Origin of the sequence: Yoonia sp. F2084L (assembly GCF_023015625.1) — a bacterium.
In the GTDB taxonomy this organism is placed as follows: domain Bacteria; phylum Pseudomonadota; class Alphaproteobacteria; order Rhodobacterales; family Rhodobacteraceae; genus Yoonia.
This window is the reverse complement of sequence record NZ_JALKAH010000001.1, coordinates 514,287-531,693: the sequence shown is the minus strand read 5'-3', so window position 1 is coordinate 531,693 and position 17,407 is coordinate 514,287. Positions and strand designations below refer to the sequence as shown.

The 17,407-nt window shown below is 57.1% G+C and carries 16 protein-coding genes; 9 read left to right on the top strand and 7 right to left on the bottom strand.

The features are described from left to right. Positions 1 to 40: 40 nt before the first annotated feature. Genes MWU60_RS02595 through MWU60_RS02560 form a run of 8 tightly spaced genes read left to right on the top strand, consistent with a single transcriptional unit; the run spans position 41 to position 7,210 of the window. On the top strand, positions 41 to 826 hold the full coding sequence (locus MWU60_RS02595) for an ABC transporter ATP-binding protein (RefSeq protein ID WP_247225482.1): 786 nt from the start codon (positions 41 to 43) through the stop codon (positions 824 to 826). Continuing rightward, the gene (locus tag MWU60_RS02590) at positions 823 to 981 is read left to right on the top strand and encodes a hypothetical protein (RefSeq protein WP_247225481.1); all 159 of its coding nucleotides are present in this window, start codon (positions 823 to 825) and stop codon (positions 979 to 981) included. Before MWU60_RS02595 ends, MWU60_RS02590 begins: the two co-directional genes overlap by 4 nt. Continuing rightward, positions 978 to 1,691, top strand: a complete 714-nt coding sequence (locus tag MWU60_RS02585; RefSeq protein WP_247225480.1) for an ABC transporter ATP-binding protein — start codon at positions 978 to 980, stop codon at positions 1,689 to 1,691. Before MWU60_RS02590 ends, MWU60_RS02585 begins: the two co-directional genes overlap by 4 nt. Positions 1,692 to 1,735: 44 nt before the next feature. Next, a complete protein-coding gene (locus MWU60_RS02580) occupies positions 1,736 to 2,107 on the top strand; it encodes a hypothetical protein (protein WP_247225479.1) in 372 nt (123 codons plus the stop codon). A gap of 35 nt (positions 2,108 to 2,142) precedes the next feature. After that, positions 2,143 to 2,376, top strand: a complete 234-nt coding sequence (locus MWU60_RS02575) for a hypothetical protein (RefSeq protein ID WP_247225478.1) — start codon at positions 2,143 to 2,145, stop codon at positions 2,374 to 2,376. 2 nt (positions 2,377 to 2,378) lie between these two features. Next, positions 2,379 to 3,389, top strand: coding sequence for a branched-chain amino acid ABC transporter permease (locus tag MWU60_RS02570; protein ID WP_247225477.1), 1,011 nt, complete (start codon positions 2,379 to 2,381; stop codon positions 3,387 to 3,389). Beyond that, positions 3,386 to 4,687 (top strand): branched-chain amino acid ABC transporter permease, encoded by a 1,302-nt coding sequence (locus tag MWU60_RS02565; RefSeq protein WP_247225476.1) that lies wholly within the window; start codon positions 3,386 to 3,388, stop codon positions 4,685 to 4,687. Before MWU60_RS02570 ends, MWU60_RS02565 begins: the two co-directional genes overlap by 4 nt. Positions 4,688 to 4,744: 57 nt before the next feature. Further along, positions 4,745 to 7,210: a penicillin acylase family protein gene (locus tag MWU60_RS02560; RefSeq protein ID WP_247225475.1), complete on the top strand. Its 2,466-nt coding sequence runs from the start codon at positions 4,745 to 4,747 to the stop codon at positions 7,208 to 7,210. A 275-nt stretch (positions 7,211 to 7,485) separates the two neighbouring features. Here MWU60_RS02560 and MWU60_RS02555 read toward each other — a convergent pair whose 3' ends face one another. Next, positions 7,486 to 7,632 carry a hypothetical protein gene (locus MWU60_RS02555; RefSeq protein ID WP_247225474.1) on the bottom strand — a complete coding sequence of 49 codons (147 nt, stop codon included), beginning with the start codon at positions 7,630 to 7,632 and terminating at the stop codon, positions 7,486 to 7,488. Between the two features lie 140 nt (positions 7,633 to 7,772). Here MWU60_RS02555 and MWU60_RS02550 point away from each other — a divergent pair, with 140 nt between their 5' ends. Beyond that, complete coding sequence (locus MWU60_RS02550; protein WP_247225473.1) at positions 7,773 to 10,556, top strand: AMP-binding protein; 2,784 nt, start codon at positions 7,773 to 7,775, stop codon at positions 10,554 to 10,556. On the opposite strand, the gene MWU60_RS02545 is transcribed toward MWU60_RS02550, so the two are convergent. The 6 genes from MWU60_RS02545 to MWU60_RS02520 form a co-directional block, all read right to left on the bottom strand. Further along, positions 10,529 to 11,302 (bottom strand): SDR family oxidoreductase, encoded by a 774-nt coding sequence (locus MWU60_RS02545; protein WP_247225472.1) that lies wholly within the window; start codon positions 11,300 to 11,302, stop codon positions 10,529 to 10,531. The genes MWU60_RS02550 and MWU60_RS02545 overlap by 28 nt on opposite strands. A 176-nt stretch (positions 11,303 to 11,478) precedes the next feature. Next, positions 11,479 to 12,753 (bottom strand): GTPase HflX, encoded by a 1,275-nt coding sequence (hflX, locus tag MWU60_RS02540; RefSeq protein ID WP_247225471.1) that lies wholly within the window; start codon positions 12,751 to 12,753, stop codon positions 11,479 to 11,481. 2 nt (positions 12,754 to 12,755) lie between these two features. Further along, a complete protein-coding gene (gene hfq, locus MWU60_RS02535; protein ID WP_007204924.1) occupies positions 12,756 to 12,989 on the bottom strand; it encodes an RNA chaperone Hfq in 234 nt (77 codons plus the stop codon). 118 nt (positions 12,990 to 13,107) lie between these two features. After that, a complete protein-coding gene (locus MWU60_RS02530; protein ID WP_247225470.1) occupies positions 13,108 to 14,628 on the bottom strand; it encodes a potassium transporter TrkG in 1,521 nt (506 codons plus the stop codon). Then, positions 14,628 to 16,004 (bottom strand): Trk system potassium transporter TrkA, encoded by a 1,377-nt coding sequence (gene trkA, locus MWU60_RS02525; protein WP_247225469.1) that lies wholly within the window; start codon positions 16,002 to 16,004, stop codon positions 14,628 to 14,630. The genes MWU60_RS02530 and trkA overlap by 1 nt, the downstream gene beginning before the upstream one ends. After that, positions 16,001 to 17,404 carry a sigma-54 dependent transcriptional regulator gene (locus MWU60_RS02520; protein ID WP_247225468.1) on the bottom strand — a complete coding sequence of 468 codons (1,404 nt, stop codon included), beginning with the start codon at positions 17,402 to 17,404 and terminating at the stop codon, positions 16,001 to 16,003. The genes trkA and MWU60_RS02520 overlap by 4 nt, the downstream gene beginning before the upstream one ends. Positions 17,405 to 17,407 lie beyond the last annotated feature (3 nt).

The window sequence follows — 17,407 nt, the reverse complement described above, 5'->3', positions numbered from 1 at the left end:
AAAACAAGACACGTATCAGACGTGCGCAAGGGGATAAGACATGATTGTCGTTGAAGATGTGGTCAAAACCTTTGGGGGCTTCCGTGCCGTCGATGGGGCGTCCATGACCATTGAGCAAGGCACAATCACCGGTTTGATCGGCCCAAATGGCGCTGGAAAAACAACACTTTTCAATGTGATCGCGGGCGTTCTTAAACCTACCTCCGGGCGTGTGACGATGATGGGCGAAGATATCACCGGCCTGCCCCCACATGAGCTGTTTCACAAAGGGTTGCTGCGGACCTTCCAGATCGCGCATGAATTCTCCTCCATGACGGTGCGCGAAAACCTGATGATGGTTCCCGGTGGACAATCGGGCGAGACGCTGTGGAACACATGGTTTGGCCGCAAGCGGATCGCTGATGAAGAGCGCGCTTTGCAGGCCAAGGCAGATGAAGTCATCGAATTTCTGACCATTGATCATTTGAAGGAAGAAAAAGCAGGCAACCTGTCCGGCGGACAGAAAAAGCTGCTCGAACTGGGACGGACCATGATGGTCGACGCCAAAATCGTCTTCTTGGATGAGGTCGGCGCAGGTGTGAACCGCACTCTGCTGAACACAATCGGCGATGCCATCATTCGCCTGAATAAAGAACGCAACTACACATTCGTCGTCATCGAACACGACATGGATTTTATCGGCCGCCTGTGTGACCCAGTGATTTGTATGGCGGAAGGCCACGTTTTGGCCGAAGGGACCTTGGATGAAATCAAGGCCAATGAGCAGGTGATCGAGGCCTACCTCGGCACCGGGTTGAAAAACAAAGACAAGGTAAGTGCGACATGAAAACCTTCATTATTCTGTTGATCGGGGCCATCCTCGGCTCGGCTGCGACCTTCTATTACATCTACGTCAACCACGCGGACATCGCAGAGCAAGCGCTGATGCGCGACACGCTGACGACCTACGCGCCCTTCCTGGAAGAGTATATCAATCCGTGAGTGAACCGTTTTTGATCGGGGACGCCATGACCGGTGGTTATGGCAAAGGCCCCGATATCCTGCATGGCTGTACGATTGCTGCCGAAAAAGGCGAAATCGCCGTGATTGTCGGCCCCAATGGGGCTGGCAAATCCACGGCGATGAAAGCCGTATTTGGCATGTTGAACGTCAACGAAGGGGCTGTGCGGCTGGATGGAGAGGATATCACCCACCTTTCCCCGCAACAGCGCGTCGTGAAGGGGATGGGGTTTGTGCCGCAAACCTCAAACATCTTTACCTCGATGACGGTTGAAGAGAACCTTGAAATGGGGGCGTTTATCCGTCGCGACGACTTCCGCGATACGATGGCACAGGTCTACGACCTGTTTCCGATCCTGAAAGAAAAGCGTCATCAGGCGGCAGGTGAGCTATCGGGCGGTCAACGTCAACAGGTTGCGGTGGGTCGCGCGCTGATGACACAACCCAAAGTGCTGATGCTGGACGAGCCGACGGCCGGTGTGTCACCCATCGTGATGGACGAACTCTTTGACCGGATTATTGAGGTTGCCCGCACAGGTATCCCAATCCTGATGGTCGAACAGAACGCCCGGCAAGCGCTTGAAATCGCTGACAAAGCCTATGTTCTGGTGCAAGGGCGCAATGCGCACACCGGCACCGGGAAAGAACTGCTGGCCGACGAACAAGTCCGGCGGAGTTTCTTGGGCGGATGATGCTTTTATCGCAACCTCTCACCCGGTTTGCGGCGTCCGCCGTTATGATCTGCTTGGCTACTGCCGCGTGGTCTGAGCGCTGCACGCTCGCCTCTGAAGACACGCAGATGGTTCTGGATTGGTCGCCCGATAACAACACTCAGATTTTGGTGAATGGCGTGGCAATCCCCGCACAATGGATCACTGAACCGACCGACCTAGACGAAATGCGCAGCGGTGATGTGACCTATACGATCCATGTGCAGGGCCCAATGATTTTCGCGAACAAGGGCCGGGCATCAGTGACAGTTGTCCCTGCACAATTGCCCGATACCGTCACGGTGACATCGGTGAATATACCACACAAATACACTGACTATGAAACGGCAACCACCGAACGCGTGGTTTTCAACGGTGCTTGTAAGGGATTGTTCTAGTGGCTTTTCTTGAAACACGCCTTGCAACCGCTTCCTTGGCCGTCGCCGCATCACGCACGAAGGCGCAGAATGTGATCTGTCCTCTGTCCGGCATCCCCGCCGGGTTCAGCGGCGACAGCACGCAGTTTGCTTTCACCACATACAATAACGAACCGGAGCGCCGACGGGTCACAACCGTGCAGATGGGCGGTCGGCGCGGACAAGCGCCCAACCGGCACTCGCAAAGCACTGCAATGAACAATCTGTTGATTTCTAAGGGTGATCTCTGAACATGGACTTCCTCAACGCCGTCGTCGCCTTTGCGAATTTTGTTTTTGTTCCGGGCCTTGCCTACGGTGCACAGCTGGCCATCGGTGCGCTGGGTGTCACGATGATCTACGGCATCCTGCGGTTTTCGAACTTCGCCCACGGCGACACAATGGCCTTTGGCACCGCGATTACGATCCTGTTCACCACGGCCTTTATCGGCATGGGGATCACCTTCGGTCCGCTACCGACCGCCCTGCTCGCCCTGCCCTTTGGGATCGGCGCGACCATCCTGCTGCTCTTGGGCACCGATTGGGCCGTCTACAAATTCTACCGCGAACAAAAGGCGTCGCCAGTGATCCTTGTGATCGTGTCGATGGGTGTGATGTTCGTGATGAACGGCGTCGTCCGTTTCATCATCGGTGTGCGCGATATCCGCTTTGCCGATGGTGAGCGGTTTATCATCACGGCCCGCGAATTCCGCGAGATGACCGGACTGGACGAAGGGTTGGCGATCAAGACGACGCAAGCGATTACGGTCGTCGTGGCCTTCATCGTCATGGCGCTTTTGTTCTGGTTCCTCAACAAAACGCGCACCGGCAAATCCATGCGCGCGTTCTCGGACAACGAAGACCTCGCGCTGCTTTCTGGCATCAACCCCGATTGGGTGGTCAAGGTCACGTGGATGATCGTCGCGGCCCTCGCCACCACCGCGGGCGTCCTCTACGGCCTCGATAAATCCTTCAAGGCGTTCACCTATTTCCAACTGCTGCTACCCATCTTTGCTGCCGCCATCGTCGGTGGTCTTGGCAACCCGTTGGGCGCTATCGCGGGTGGCTTTGTCATCGCCTTCAGCGAAGTCACCATCACCTATGCGTGGAAGAAAGTGCTGGTCTACCTCATGCCGGAAAGTCTGGAGCCTGATGGCCTCGTTCAGCTTCTGTCCACCGACTATAAATTCGCCGTCAGCTTTGCGATCTTGATCATCGTGCTGCTGTTCAAGCCTACCGGCCTATTCAAGGGGCAATCCGTATGAGCACCACAGTCAGAGATACCGCGCTGTTCGGCCTAGTCGCTGTCCTGCTGATCGGGACGGGTATGATCCAAGGTTGGAACTCGGCCTTGCTGATCCTGAACATGGGGTTGATTTCGGCCATCATGGCGCTGGGGGTTAACCTGCAATGGGGTTTTGCAGGGCTGTTTAACATCGGGGTCATGGGCTTTGTGGCCTTGGGGGGACTGGCCGCCGTGCTGGTTTCAACCGAACCTGTGCCAGAGGCATGGCAAGCTGGCGGCCTGCGCATCATGGCAGGCCTTGTGCTGGGCGCATTGACGGTCGTTGCGGCCGTCCAAGCGCAAAAGCGGCTTGAGGGTCGGACCAAGACAATCGCCACATTGGTGATCCTTGTTGGGGGCTTCTTTCTGTACCGCGCCGTGTTTGATCCCGGCAAAGTCGCGGTTGAGGCGGTGAACCCCGCCGTCAGCGGCAACTTGGGCGGTCTGAACCTGCCGATCCTGCTCAGCTGGCCTGTGGGTGGCCTGCTGGCTGCCGGGGCAGCTTGGGTCATCGGCAAGACCGCGCTTGGCCTGCGGTCTGACTATCTGGCCATTGCCACGCTGGGTATTGCCGAAATCATTATCGCTGTTTTGAAAAACGAAGACTGGCTGGCGCGCGGCGTCAAAAACGTCATCGGCCTTGATCGCCCTGTCCCGTATGAGATTGACCTTCAACAAGACCCCGGTTTCGTGGAACGCGCGGCAAGTTTGGGACTGGACCCCGTTACAGCCTCAACACTCTACACCAAAATGGGTTATGCGATCCTGTTCACAATCGTGCTGCTGATCTTGCTTTGGCTGGCCCAAAAAGCGCTGCAAAGCCCTTGGGGTCGGATGATGCGTGCGATCCGCGATAATGAAACTGCGGCTGAGGCAATGGGCAAGGACGTCAAAGGACGGCACCTGCAAATCTTCATCCTCGGCTCTGCTATCTGCGGCATTGCGGGTGCAATGATGACCACGCTGGACGGGCAATTGACCCCCGGCACCTATCAGCCGCTGCGGTTTACGTTCCTTATCTGGGTGATGGTGATTGTCGGTGGATCAGGCAACAACTTTGGTGCGGTGCTGGGTGGCATGCTGATTTGGTGGCTTTGGGTGCAGGTTGAACCGCTTGGCCTTGGGCTGATGAACATCCTGAGCATGGGGTTAGAAGATGGCAGCGCGCTGAAAGATCGGATGATCGATTCTGCAGCACATATGCGGTTGTTGACAATGGGCGTGGTCTTGCTGCTCGTGCTGCGCTTCAGCCCGCGCGGGCTAATACCTGAACGCTAGCTTGTCCTTACTGTCTGCCCTGCTAAAACGGGGCAGACCCAACATCCCGAGGACCCTATGGCGCTGATCTTTCGCTGGCTTATCCGGCTTGCCTCTGGCTTGATTGTGCTTTGCGTGGCAGCGATTGCGCTGGCCTATTACTTTGCCTCGCGGTCCCTGCCCGACTATAGCGCCGATAGCGAGGTCGCGGGCATTACCGCACCGGTCGAGATCGTGCGCGACAACGCCAACGTTCCGCATATTTTCGGAGACACCAACAACGACGTCTATTTCGCGCTTGGCTATGCCCATGCCCAAGACCGGTTGTGGCAAATGACGATGTTGCGGCGCACAGCCCAAGGGCGGCTGTCAGAGCTGTTCGGCGAACGCACTGTTGGCATTGACGAACTGATGCGCAGGTTGGACATCTACACACTATCTGTCTCCTCGCAAAACGCGCAAACCGAAGAGGCTAAGGGCTATCTATCCGCCTATGCACGTGGTGTGAACGCATGGTTGGCAGAAGTGAACAAAGGCGCGTTGGGACGCGGCGCGCCGGAAATGTGGCTGTTCAACCATCCTATCGCGCCGTGGCAGGCAGCCGACTCCATAGCCATCCTGAAACTGATGGCGCTGGATCTGACCAGCGGCCTTGAAAGCGAAGTGCTGCGGGCACGTACATCGCTTCTGCTGGAAAATGATCGGCTGCAAGACATCTTGCCAGATGATCCAACCACGGGCGTGGCAGCATTGCCCGAATATGCAAGCCTGGTGCCCGGCGTTCCGGAGTATACCCCCAACATGCGGCTTGCCTATGATCCGCTATCGCCTGTCAAGCCGGCCGCGCTTGCGGGTGCCTCGAACGCATGGGCGGCAAGTGCGACACGTTCGGCCACAGGATCCACGCTGTTGGCCAATGATCCGCATCTGGGACTGACGGCCCCGTCGATCTGGTATCTTGCACGACTTGAGCTGGACAGCGGCGGCATCATCGGCGGCACGATCCCCGGCATGCCTGTGGTGCTGACAGGACGCAGTGACGCGGTCGGTTGGGGGCTGACCAGCGCCTATGTTGATGATCAGGACATCATGATCGAAGAGGTCAACCCCGACGACACCGCGCAATACCGCAGCCCAAACGGCTGGGCCCCTTTCACAACCCGCGACAGTATCATCAACGTCAAAGATGGGTCAGCCGTGACCCTGCGCCTGCGCTGGACGGCCAACGGCCCGGTGCTGCCGCGCGGGCAATATGACCTTGGCACGATCACACCGCCGGGCCATGTGACGGCACTGTCTTGGACGGCCCTGTCGGATCGCGACACATCCATGTCGGCGGCCTTCTCAATCACCCACAGCCGCAGCGTGGAAGAGGCCATCACGGCAGGGCAGGATTTCATCGCACCCGCTCTGAACCTGACCCTTGCCGACAGCAACAGGATCGCGATGAAAACGATCGGCGCATTGCCCGCACGCGACGCCAATCACCAAAGCCAGGGCCGCCTGCCCGCCTTTGGCTACCTGCCGGAAAACCGCTGGCAAGGCCGCTTTCCTTATGCGGAAAATCCCGAATTCCTTGATCCGCCCGGAGGCATCATCGGCAATACGAACAATAAAACAGTCGACCGACCCTTTCCGCGCCACGTCAGCTACAACTGGGGTGACACCCAAAGGATCAACCGCTGGCGGCGTCTGATGCAAGCGCGCGAGGTGCACACCCGCGACAGCTTTATCGAAGCCCAGCAGGACACGGTCAGCTTTGCCGCCCGTACCCTGTCGACGCTGATGGGGGCTGATCTGTGGTTCACCGGCGATGCCGCACCTGACGGGACCCCTCAGCGTCGGCGTCAGATCGCGCTGAACCTGCTGTCGGCATGGAACGGCGAAATGAACGAACACCTACCCGAACCGCTGATCTATTCGGCCTGGGCCCGCGCGTTCCAGCAACGGCTGATCCGGGATGAGCTGGGGCCCTTGGCCGCCGAGTTTACCCATGTCGATCCGGTTTTCATCGAAAGGGTGTTTCGCGATATAGACGGGGCCAGCGTCTGGTGCGATGTGATCCAGTCCGCCCCTGTCGAAACCTGCACCGACATCGCCCGGCAATCGCTTGACGACGCCCTGCTTTGGATCGCGGAAAACCACGGTGAAGCAGTTGAGGCCGTGCGCTGGGGCGATGCCCATGTCGCGACCCATGATCACCCGGTATTGGGCAACACGCCCATCTTGGAATGGGTGGTCAACATCCGCCAATCCACCAGCGGCGGCGACCATACGCTGCAACGGGCCAAGACATCCGGCATGGACCCCAACCCGTTCCACAACGTCCATGCGGCGGGGTTTCGGGGGGTCTATGACTTTGCAGACCCCGACAGTTCGGTCTTCATCACATCCACCGGACAATCCGGGCACCCGCTTTCACGGCACTATGATAACCTGGGCGAGCTGTGGCGACGGGGCGAGTATATCCCGATGTCGCTTGATCCTGATCTGGCGCGGGCAGCGGCAGTGGGGGTGACGGTGTTGAGGCCGTTAGATCAATGACTGCTTTGAGCCCGAATGTATGTACCGGCTGCTGTTCGCAAGAGTTCAATTGCACGTCTTGAGGAAGCCGCAGAGATGAAGTGAAAATGCCGCTGATGGTGTGAATTTAATGGGTCATGACCCTAAGTGTTTTGCCGTGGCCCTGTTGGGAGTACGCACGCGCCGCTGTCTCATTAGTGACCTGATCTATAATGACCATCTGGGCTCTCAGACTTTGGGTGCGCCTTATTCCGTTCCATGCATTTGAGGTTTACGAACATCGTGTGCGGCTGTGATCAGATCGCAGTCGCTAGTTCCTTTTCATTCCAATCGAAGTCTTTGCCCGAGTTGAGGACGCTCCACGCAATGCGGGCCAGGTTATTTGCCAGTGCCACACCCAGTTTGTTGTGCTGCATGCGTGTTGCGGCTACCGCGCAGGTCATAAACGACCGCTTTGGTTACATGGTCGCACAAATCGTCGATACGAGGCATTTCTATTTGGCTTGTGCAAAAAAGTCATGAGAACACGGTTTCATTTTGGATCAATTTTGTTAGTTGCTTTAAGGCAAAAGGGACAGTTGCCATGACCTCATCTCAAACAGTCGCCGATGATCTTGTCCGTGCTATTGACGCATTCAATGATGCGCCTGCGTTGTCTGACCAGAGCCGTACAATATCCTACGGCAGGCTTGGAGCCTATGTCCAAGATCTTGGACAGCATTTAGAGACACCGCAGATCGTGGGTGTTTTTGGATCACCCGGGGTGGCAATGGCCGCAAGCGCCGTGGCCTGTGTCATCCGGGGGCGGCCTTTTGTGCATTTAGATCCTGCTATGCCGCAAATGGTGCTGCACAATATCATTTCCGAATTGCAGGTCAGTCTCGTGGTTGCGTGCCAAGATGTCGCCGCTCGCCATTTACCGGGCGATTGTAAAATCGTCGATGCCAGGGGTCTGTTGCAAGGGGATGCTGCATTTACCGAACCGCTTTGTGCAGCCCATGTGTCCCCTGATGACCCTATCTATCTGGTGGCAACCTCTGGCACGACAGGGCGGCCCAAATGCATTCCCGTGGCCCAGGACGCAGCGTTTCTGTCTTATGAATGGCGCGACGAATTTACGCCCTACCATCGGGACATGCGCGTGGGAATCTATGTTTTCGCGATTTGGGAAATGTTTCGCCCGCTGCGCAAAGGGGCCGAATTGTGGTTTCCTGATGCCAGCACGCTGTTCAGTCCAGGTGAGTTGGCGGATTTTCTGATCGAACACAACGTCGATGAAATGCTGTTTACGCCGTCGTTCTTCAACACGTTTCTCACAGCGCTTGACACACAAAAGGCCGCGCTCCTGCCGCTAAGCCGCGTTGTTCTGAACGGAGAGGTCGTGGGCGACGATCTGATCACGACATCGCTTGCGAAGTTGCCGGGCACTGCATTGTGGAACCTCTATAGCATCTGCGAAACCCACGATGTCTGCATGTCGCAATTAACTGAACCCGCGGGCGATGCCCCTGTATCCGTCGGTGTCCCGATGGAACACTTGCGGGCGATCATTCTGGATGAAACGGATACACCGTGCCCCATCGGCACATCCGGCCAACTGCATTTTGAAGGGCCGAGGATGCTGGGGCGCGGGTATATCAATCGCCCAGAAGAAACGCGTTTACGGTTTCGCGAACTTACCATCGAAGGACGCAAAACACGGCTTTATGATACTGGCGATCAGGCTTGGGTCGATGACACAGGCGCGCTGCATATCGAAGGGCGCATTGCCCATATGCTCAAACTCCGTGGGTTTTCGATCCAAACACGGGAACTGACCGACACCTTGCGCGACAAACTGGCCTTTTCCAGTGCCGCACCTTGGGTGGCGGATGTCGGGACGCGTGGCCAAAGCCTGATCTTCTACTATGCCGCCGATGCCAGTCAGGCACAGGCGAATGCGAATAAATGGGGACTGACTGCGGGCACAAATCGCATACCGCCCGACTTCGCCGCTGAATTGCGCGAGGTGTTGCCTGCTTATTGTGTGCCGTCGTTTTTGGTGCAAATGGATGCGCTGCCCCTGCATCCTGTCTCTGGCAAGGCAAATATGCGCGCGCTGCCCGTCGTCATAGATGACGCCGAGTTTGAAAATGCCGCCGAAGACGCCGTGATTGCGACCGCTGCGACCGCGATGGGATGCGTGCCGTCACAGATTGATCCCGCGCTGAGCTTTCATGATCAGGGAGGTGATAGCTTGATGTGCGTCACCCTGATGCTTGAGCTGGAAAAGGCTTACAGACGACCCATCGACTTTGAATTGGCCATGAATGTGCCGTTGCATAGACTTGACCAGTTAATGACCCAAGAAGCCGACACGCCTGCACCCACCGACACCTTTGACCGCCCCGGCATTTTGCTGACCGGAGCGACAGGGTTTCTGGGTGGTCAAGTTCTTGCCCAAGCGGCCCGTGATCTGCCTGAAGGCGAGGTGATCTATTGTCTTGTCCGTGACAAAAACCGGGGCGCGCGTGATCGGCTGGACGAAGTCGCAGTGACCCATGGGATCGCCAGCGATCGTTACGTGATGGTCCCCGGCACCTTGGATGCGCCCGACTTCGGCCTTGATGCGTCCCCGATCAAAGCATTGGCGGCCTCTGTCACACAGGTCATCCATTGTGCCGCGATGGTCAACCTCGCTATTGGGCGCAAAGAAATGCTGGATTGGTCGGCGCGCGGCATGGACACCGTTTTGCAATTCTGTCGCGATGCAAGTGCCGACCTGCGGTTCACCTCGTCCAGTTCGGTTTTTCCGGATCGTGGCGGACCGTGGCCTGAGACACCTGCATCGCCGTGGGACGAGATCACAGGCTATGGTGCCGCGAAAATTGCGGCAGAAACAGCGATCCGCGCCTCGGGCATTCCCGCTGCGATTGTGCGGCTGCCGTCGCTTTATGATCTGGACGCCCCGAACCCGCGTGACATTTATGAAATCATCATGGAGGCCTCTTTGCAGGCCGGTCACATGCCGCAATCGCTGACGTTTCCGATGACCGACGTCACCGCCGCCGCGGCGTTTCTGCTTGGCCCTATCGCGGCAACAGATTGCCCGATTTATAACCTGATGGCAGATACGCTTATCACGCCCAATGACGCAGATGCATTGCCGGTGCGCGATTGGTTGGCCAAAGTCGATCTTGATCCCGGCATCGCAAATGTCATTGCTAGTTTTCCCGAAACCTTGCAGGCCGATGCGTCATTTATTAACACCGCTGCCCGCGATGCTTGGGCCCGCATATCTGATCGCCCCTACAGCGCCATTAGTGACAGCGACATGCTTCTGGCGCGGCGCGGATTGGACTACCAAAGCGCGCCTGCGTTGATTTGAAAGTCTTCCATCGTCAACGCGCGGGCCGCATCACTGACCAAAAACGCAGCCAGTTCTGCGACCTCGGTGGGCTGCACAAGCTGGTTTTGCGGATTTGATTTGGCATACTCGGCGCGCACCGCATCAAGGCTTTGACCTGTCGATGCCATATCCGCGTCAATGAACCGCCGTAGCATTTCGGTTTCTACCCATGTCGGGCTGATTGAAACGCAGGTAATCCCGTGTGCGGCACCCTCAAGGCTGACACATCGGCCCAACCCCAAGAGTCCCGCCTTGGATGTGCAATAGGCCGCGTTATTCGCCATCCCGTTGTGGGCTGCGACAGACGCAATGTTGACGATCCGGCCCCAGCCTGCGCGCTTCATATGTGGCATCACTGCGCGGATGGTGCGAAAGGACCCGCTGAGATTGGTGTCGATATGATCGTCCCAAACCTTGTCGGGATGATCGATGATCGCCGCCTCGTCGTACACACCTGCTGCGTTGATCAAAATGTCAACGCTGCCGTGGGTCGCTGCGACATCGGCCACGAACGCGTCAACACTTTCGCTGGATCGCACATCCAAAGCGGCTGCATGAATGTTCGTGTGATCAGCCCCAAGGATGTCGCGCACATGCGCAGTATCCGCAGCACTACGCGCACCCACAATAACAGTCGTGGCGTCTTTCGCCAGGCGACGTGCAATCGCCAGCCCCATGCCCGAAAGCCCGCCAGTAACGATTGCCGTTCTGTTGCCCTTTGTCATGCCCGTCTGCCTCTTCTCAGATTATCTATGCTAAACCACATAAGCGAAACGCAGGCGGTCTGCATCGAAAATCCAACTTGGGGCAGTCTTCAAATTTGCTTAAGCCGTTTTCACGAAGGAGCCATTAGATTGGGCAAGCCAGAAGGCAGCTTCGTCCGCTCAGCCGACCTTACGATCTACAACCGCCTGAACCGCTCTTTCTGCAGCTTCGTCCAGAACACCGTCAGGTCATAGCCTGTCTCGGTCTGCGCCTCTTCGGTCACGATCCCCGCATCAAAGAGCCACGCGCGTTTGCGTCCTTCTGCGTATTTCAGCGTCAGTTGCTCCTCTGTCCGCGGGTCTTTCAGCTTATCTGGGATCGCGGCCAAGAGCGGCTCCATCCCCTCGCCCGTGATCGCAGAAACCGCAAATAGATCGTCCATGCGGGCCGCCTGTGTGAGCACCGCGTCGCGATCGTCGCCTTCTAACAGGTCCGTTTTGTTCCAAACCTCGATAATCGGCGCTTCTTCGGCGACACCAAGGCTGGCTAAGATCGCATGCACATCCTGCGCCTGTTCTTCGGTTTGTGGATGGCTGATGTCGCGCACATGGACGATCAGATCGGCGTCCAGCACCTCTTCCAATGTCGCACGGAAGGCCGCGACCAGTTCGGTTGGCAGATCACTGATAAAACCGACCGTGTCAGACATGATGATTTCATCACCCGTGGGCAGAACGATCTTGCGCATTGTCGGATCGAGGGTCGCGAACAGCATGTCTTTGGCAAAGACCTTTGCGCCCGTCAGGCGGTTAAACAGCGTTGACTTGCCGGCATTCGTGTAGCCCACCAAAGCGACAATCGGGAACGGCACCTTGGCGCGGGACGCGCGGTGCAATTCGCGGGTTTTGACGACCTTTGCCAGTTGTTTACGCAACCGATTGAGTTGTTCGTCAATCGCCCGGCGGTCAGCCTCGATCTGGGTCTCACCCGGGCCACCGACAAAGCCCAATCCACCACGCTGCCGTTCAAGGTGGGTCCAGGCCCGCACCAGCCGGGTGCGCTGATAGGACAGTGCTGCCATCTCAACCTGCAACACACCTTCCGATGTGCGCGCTCGGTCGCTGAAAATCTCTAAAATCAGCCCGGTACGATCCAGCAGTTTTACGCCCCACTCTTTCTCAAGGTTGCGTTGCTGCACGGGAGTGACAGGACCGTCGATCAAAACCAGTTCGACCTCTGCGTCGTGAAACACCTGTTTGAGTTCTGCAATCTTGCCTTTGCCAAACAGTTTGCCGGGATGAATACGCGGCAAACGCACGACATCAGCACCGACAACCTGCAAATCCGGCAAGGCCGCGGCCAAGGCCACGCCTTCTTCCAATGCAGGCTCTGCCGCACGGCGTCCATAGTCAGACTTCAGATCAGGGTGCAGCACCCAGGCCCGCGTAATGGGGCGGTCGTGTTCAAGCAATACTACTCTTCGCCTTCATAAAGGCTGATGGGCTGTGCTGGCATGATGGTTGAGATCGCGCTTTTGTACACAAGCTGCGATTGACCATCACGGCGCAAAAGCACGCAGAAGCTGTCAAACCAGGTGATCACACCTTGCAGCTTCACACCATTTACCAAGAAAATCGTCACCGGAACTTTTGTCTTACGGACATGATTGAGAAATGCATCTTGCAAATTTGCTTTATCGGCGGCCATTGCGACACCCTTTTTCTTGTTCTTACGGCCGCAGTCCGGCCCCCCAGAGTTATTGTGAAACAGTATGTCGTGGGTGATCAGGACTTTCCACCCCAAAAACACAATTCAAATGAGGTGCTTAGCGCTGCCAGATTTCCGGATTGAAGAGCGCGATAATCGCCAGTGTTTCAAGCCGCCCCAACACCATTGCAAAGGCTAAAATGACCTTGGCGGCATCTGGAATCCCTGAATAGGCAATCGGCGTTTCTGCCGCTACCGCTGCCAACGGCCCAGTTGTTGAAAGCGCTGATACCGCCAATACCATCGAGGTTTCGAACTGTACGCCGGTCAGGGACAGCATCAACATGACAGCGGCAATGCTGAGAGCGAACAGCATGAAAAACACCCAAGAGATATAGGCCCCCTGCTTACGGATCCGCCGCGCATCCTTGCCCCCGCCACCAATTGAGGACGGATGCAGCAGACGTTCCTGCTCGCGTTCGCCGTGCCGATAGAGCGCGTAGATACGCAACAGCTTCACCCCGCCTGCCGTGGTGGCAACGCCGCCGCCGATGAGGGCCATGCCAATCAGGAAAAGGCCCGGTGTGGTCAGCCCAGACCATTCCGCAGCACCATCCCAAAAATGGGACTCGAACCCTGTGGTCGTCAGAAAAGATGTCACCGTGAACAGCGCGCCCCACAAGGCTGCCGCACTTTCTTGCAGGTTTGCAGGTTCGACCCCGTCGGCAGCACCGATAAAGTGGCGCAGGAAAAGCGCTGATGTCACGGTTCCAATAAGGACCAGTGCAGTGATGAATTCAGGGTCGCGGCGCAATCCTTGGTCGCGTTCACCAATCAAACCACGGCTGAAGGTCAACCGTGACAGGGCAAAGACGAAGAAACAAAAAATCAGCACCTCACCCCAGAACCGCGAAGCGGCAAAATATAGCCCGCCAATCGGTGAAATGCCCGATGTCGACAACGTGGACATCGCATGAACCAGCGCGATGTAGGGAAATTCGCCTGCAATCACGAGGCCGATCCACAACAGCCCCGTAAGCCCAACATAAATCGGCGTGAGTGTCAGCGTGTAGCGCACCAAACGCTCGGACGGATCGGCAATATGCGCGATCTGAGAAAACCGACCTGCCGCCCCTTTGCCTGCATTGCCGGTCGCGCGCACCTCAAATCCGCCAAGGTTCATCGGCGCAAAGATCGACACCGCCGTCACCCAAACCAGCAGTCCGCCCAGCCACCCTACAAGCCCGCGCCAAAGGTGCTGCGACGGGGTTAATCGCCCTGCCGTGTCATAGACCGTAGCCCCTGTGGTGGTGAAACTGGACACCATTTCAAACCAGGCGTTCAGGAACGTCGTGTTACCAACCGCCGCATGAAACGGGATTGCGAACATGATGGGCAAAGCACTGAAGGCCGCCAATAGTGCCACCAACTGGCTGCGCGCGACACTGCGAGGTTCATACCCTGCGGTTGCCAAGCCAATCATCAACGTCAGGATCGAAAACAGGATGAATCCGTAAAAGAAGACCCGCATTGTCATGAAATCCTCCATGACCGCCGCATGCGTCGCAGGCACGATCATCGCAATCGCGCCCAGACCCATCAGGATCACAAAGAATGGCAGGCGGACGATCCAACCCATCAGAAGAAGTCTATCGAGACCTGCAATAGGCGTTCCACTTCGGGCACGTCATCGGACATTGCAAAGATTGCAATCACATTGCCCTCCTCGATACGCGTCTCACCTGTTGGGCGCACGATTTTGCCCTGCTGCATGACCGCGCCGATCAAAACGCCTTCGGGGAAATCGATGTCTTTCACTTTCTGGCCTGCGATCGGCGAAGTGCCCAGCACCTGCGCTTCGATGACTTCGGCCTCAGCGTCGCCAATCGAATAGACACCACGGACCCGGCCATGCCGGATATGGCGCAGGATCGAACTGACGGTTGTTGCACGCGGGTTGATGTAGGCATCAATATTCAGCGGGCCCATCAGGGGGATCAACGTGGGATCGTTGATCAAAGAAATCGCCATCGGACAGCCCATTTCCTTGGCGCGGACCGCGGCCAGCAAATTCGTCTTGTCGTCGTCGGTGACGACCAGAACCGCATCTGCTGTCGCGATATTCGCCTCTTCAAGCAGCGCGCTGTCCAGACCGTCGCCATTCAGCACAATCGTACGGTCAAGCGCATCAGCCGCACGTTCGGCGCATTCACGGCGGTTTTCGATCATCTTGACGCGCACGCGTTCTGTGCGCGCCTCCAACGCCTGTGCCACGCCAAGGCCGACATTGCCGCCACCAATGATAACAATACGTTCTTGTTTTGATTGCGTTTTACCGAAAATCTCCAACGTGCGCGTCATATCTTGATTATCGGTAAAGATGTAACATTCGTCCTGCGGGAAAATTTGGTCGCCGGCAGAAGGCACAAAAAGCGCGCCTTCCCGGCGGATACCAACGACAACCGCGCGCAGGGTCGAAAAGAGGTCCGTCAGTTGGCGCAGCGGCGTGTTGATCACTGGGCAGTGTTCATCAATGGTGATGCCCAAAAGCTGCGCACGCCCCTCCAGAAAACTCTCTGTGTCAAAAGCCGCCGGGGCCGCAAGCCGTTGCAAAGCTGCCTCTGCCACCTCGCGCTCGGGCGAAATCACGACGTCAATCGGCAAATGATTGCGGCGATACAGGTCCGCATATGCCGGATCGAGATAGTTCTGCGCCCGAAGACGCGCGATCTTGCGTTGAACTGAAAAAACCGAATGTGCCACCTGGCAGGTGACCATATTGACCTCGTCCGAGTAGGTCGCAGCGATGACCATATCGGCATCTGACGCCCCGGCGCGGTCCAGCACATCGGGATAGCTGGCATTGCCGGCAACCCCCTGAACATCCAGTGTGTCCGTTGCGCGGCGCACCAGTTCAGGGTTGTTGTCAACGACGGTCACATCGTTGTTTTCGCCCGACAAATGGCGGGCGATTTGCCAACCAACCTGCCCTGCGCCACAGATAATGACCTTCATTCGACGTCGTCCTCGACATAAGCGACACGTCCGCCTGCCTTATTGGTGGTGACGACCCCCAGTGATTTCAGTTTGCGGTGCAAGGCCGAGCGTTCCATGCCCACAAATGATGCCGTCCGGCTGATGTTTCCACCAAAGCGGTTAATCTGGGTCAGCAGATACTCACGTTCAAATAGCTCGCGCGCCTCGCGCAGCGGCAAAGTTGCAAGCCCACCCGCCAAGACGATACGGCCTTCTTCACCGCCACCTTCTTCACTGGTTGGCAGCTCTTTTGCGGTGATATCACCGCTATTTTCGCCAAGAATAAGAACGCGTTCGACAACGTTTTTCAACTGACGCACATTGCCCGGCCACAGCATCGTTTGCAGCAAGGCGCGCGCATCTTCGGCCAGTTTGCGCAACGGCAGACCCTGCGCCTTATTGCAGGCCTCGATGAAGTGCTCTGCCAGCAACGGGATATCCTCGCGCCGCTCTTCCAAAGAAGGCACGGCAATCGGCACAACGTTCAGACGGTGATACAGTTCTTCGCGGAATGTCCCGGCCTCAATCGCGGCGGGCAGGTCACGGTTGGTGCTGGAAATCACGCGCAGATCAACCTGAATTTTGTCACCGCCGCCCACGCGTTGAAACCGTTGTTCAACCAGCACACGCAGGATCTTGGATTGTGTGCCCAGAGGCATATCCGCGATTTCATCGAAATAGACGATCCCGCCATTTGCCTCTTCCAGCAAGCCCGGTTCAACGCCGCGCCCGCTATCTTCGCGGCCAAACAGCACTTCTTCCATGCGGTCAGGCTCAATCGAGGCCGAGTTGACCGTTACAAACGGGGCCGAGGCGCGGTTTGAATTGGCATGAATATAACGCGCAGAGATTTCCTTGCCCGCCCCGGCGGGACCGGTCAGCATGACCCGGCCATTGGATTTCGTGACCTTATCAAGCTGTGATTTCAACATGCGAAAGGCTGCACTGTCGCCCAGCATCTCGGCGCTATGGGTTTCACCACGTTTCAACTCAACATTCTCGCGGCGCAGGCGCGAGGTTTCCATCGCGCGCCGGATAACCACCAGCAATTGGTCAATGTTGAACGGCTTTTCGATGAAATCGTAAGCACCCTGCTTGATCGCGGCGACGGCAATTTCAATGTTGCCGTGGCCCGAGATAATGACAATCGGCACATCAGGGTGATCGCGCTTCACGGATTTGAGGATATCAATCCCGTCCATATTGCTGTCTTTCAGCCAAATATCCAGGATCATCAGCGCGGGCTGCTCTGCCGCGATCTGCGCCATGCATTCGTCAGATGTGCCGGCAAGCCGGGTCGTAAACCCTTCATCTATCAGGATTTCCGAGATGAGTTCGCGGATGTCGCGTTCATCGTCTGTGATCAGAATATCGCCCATGTG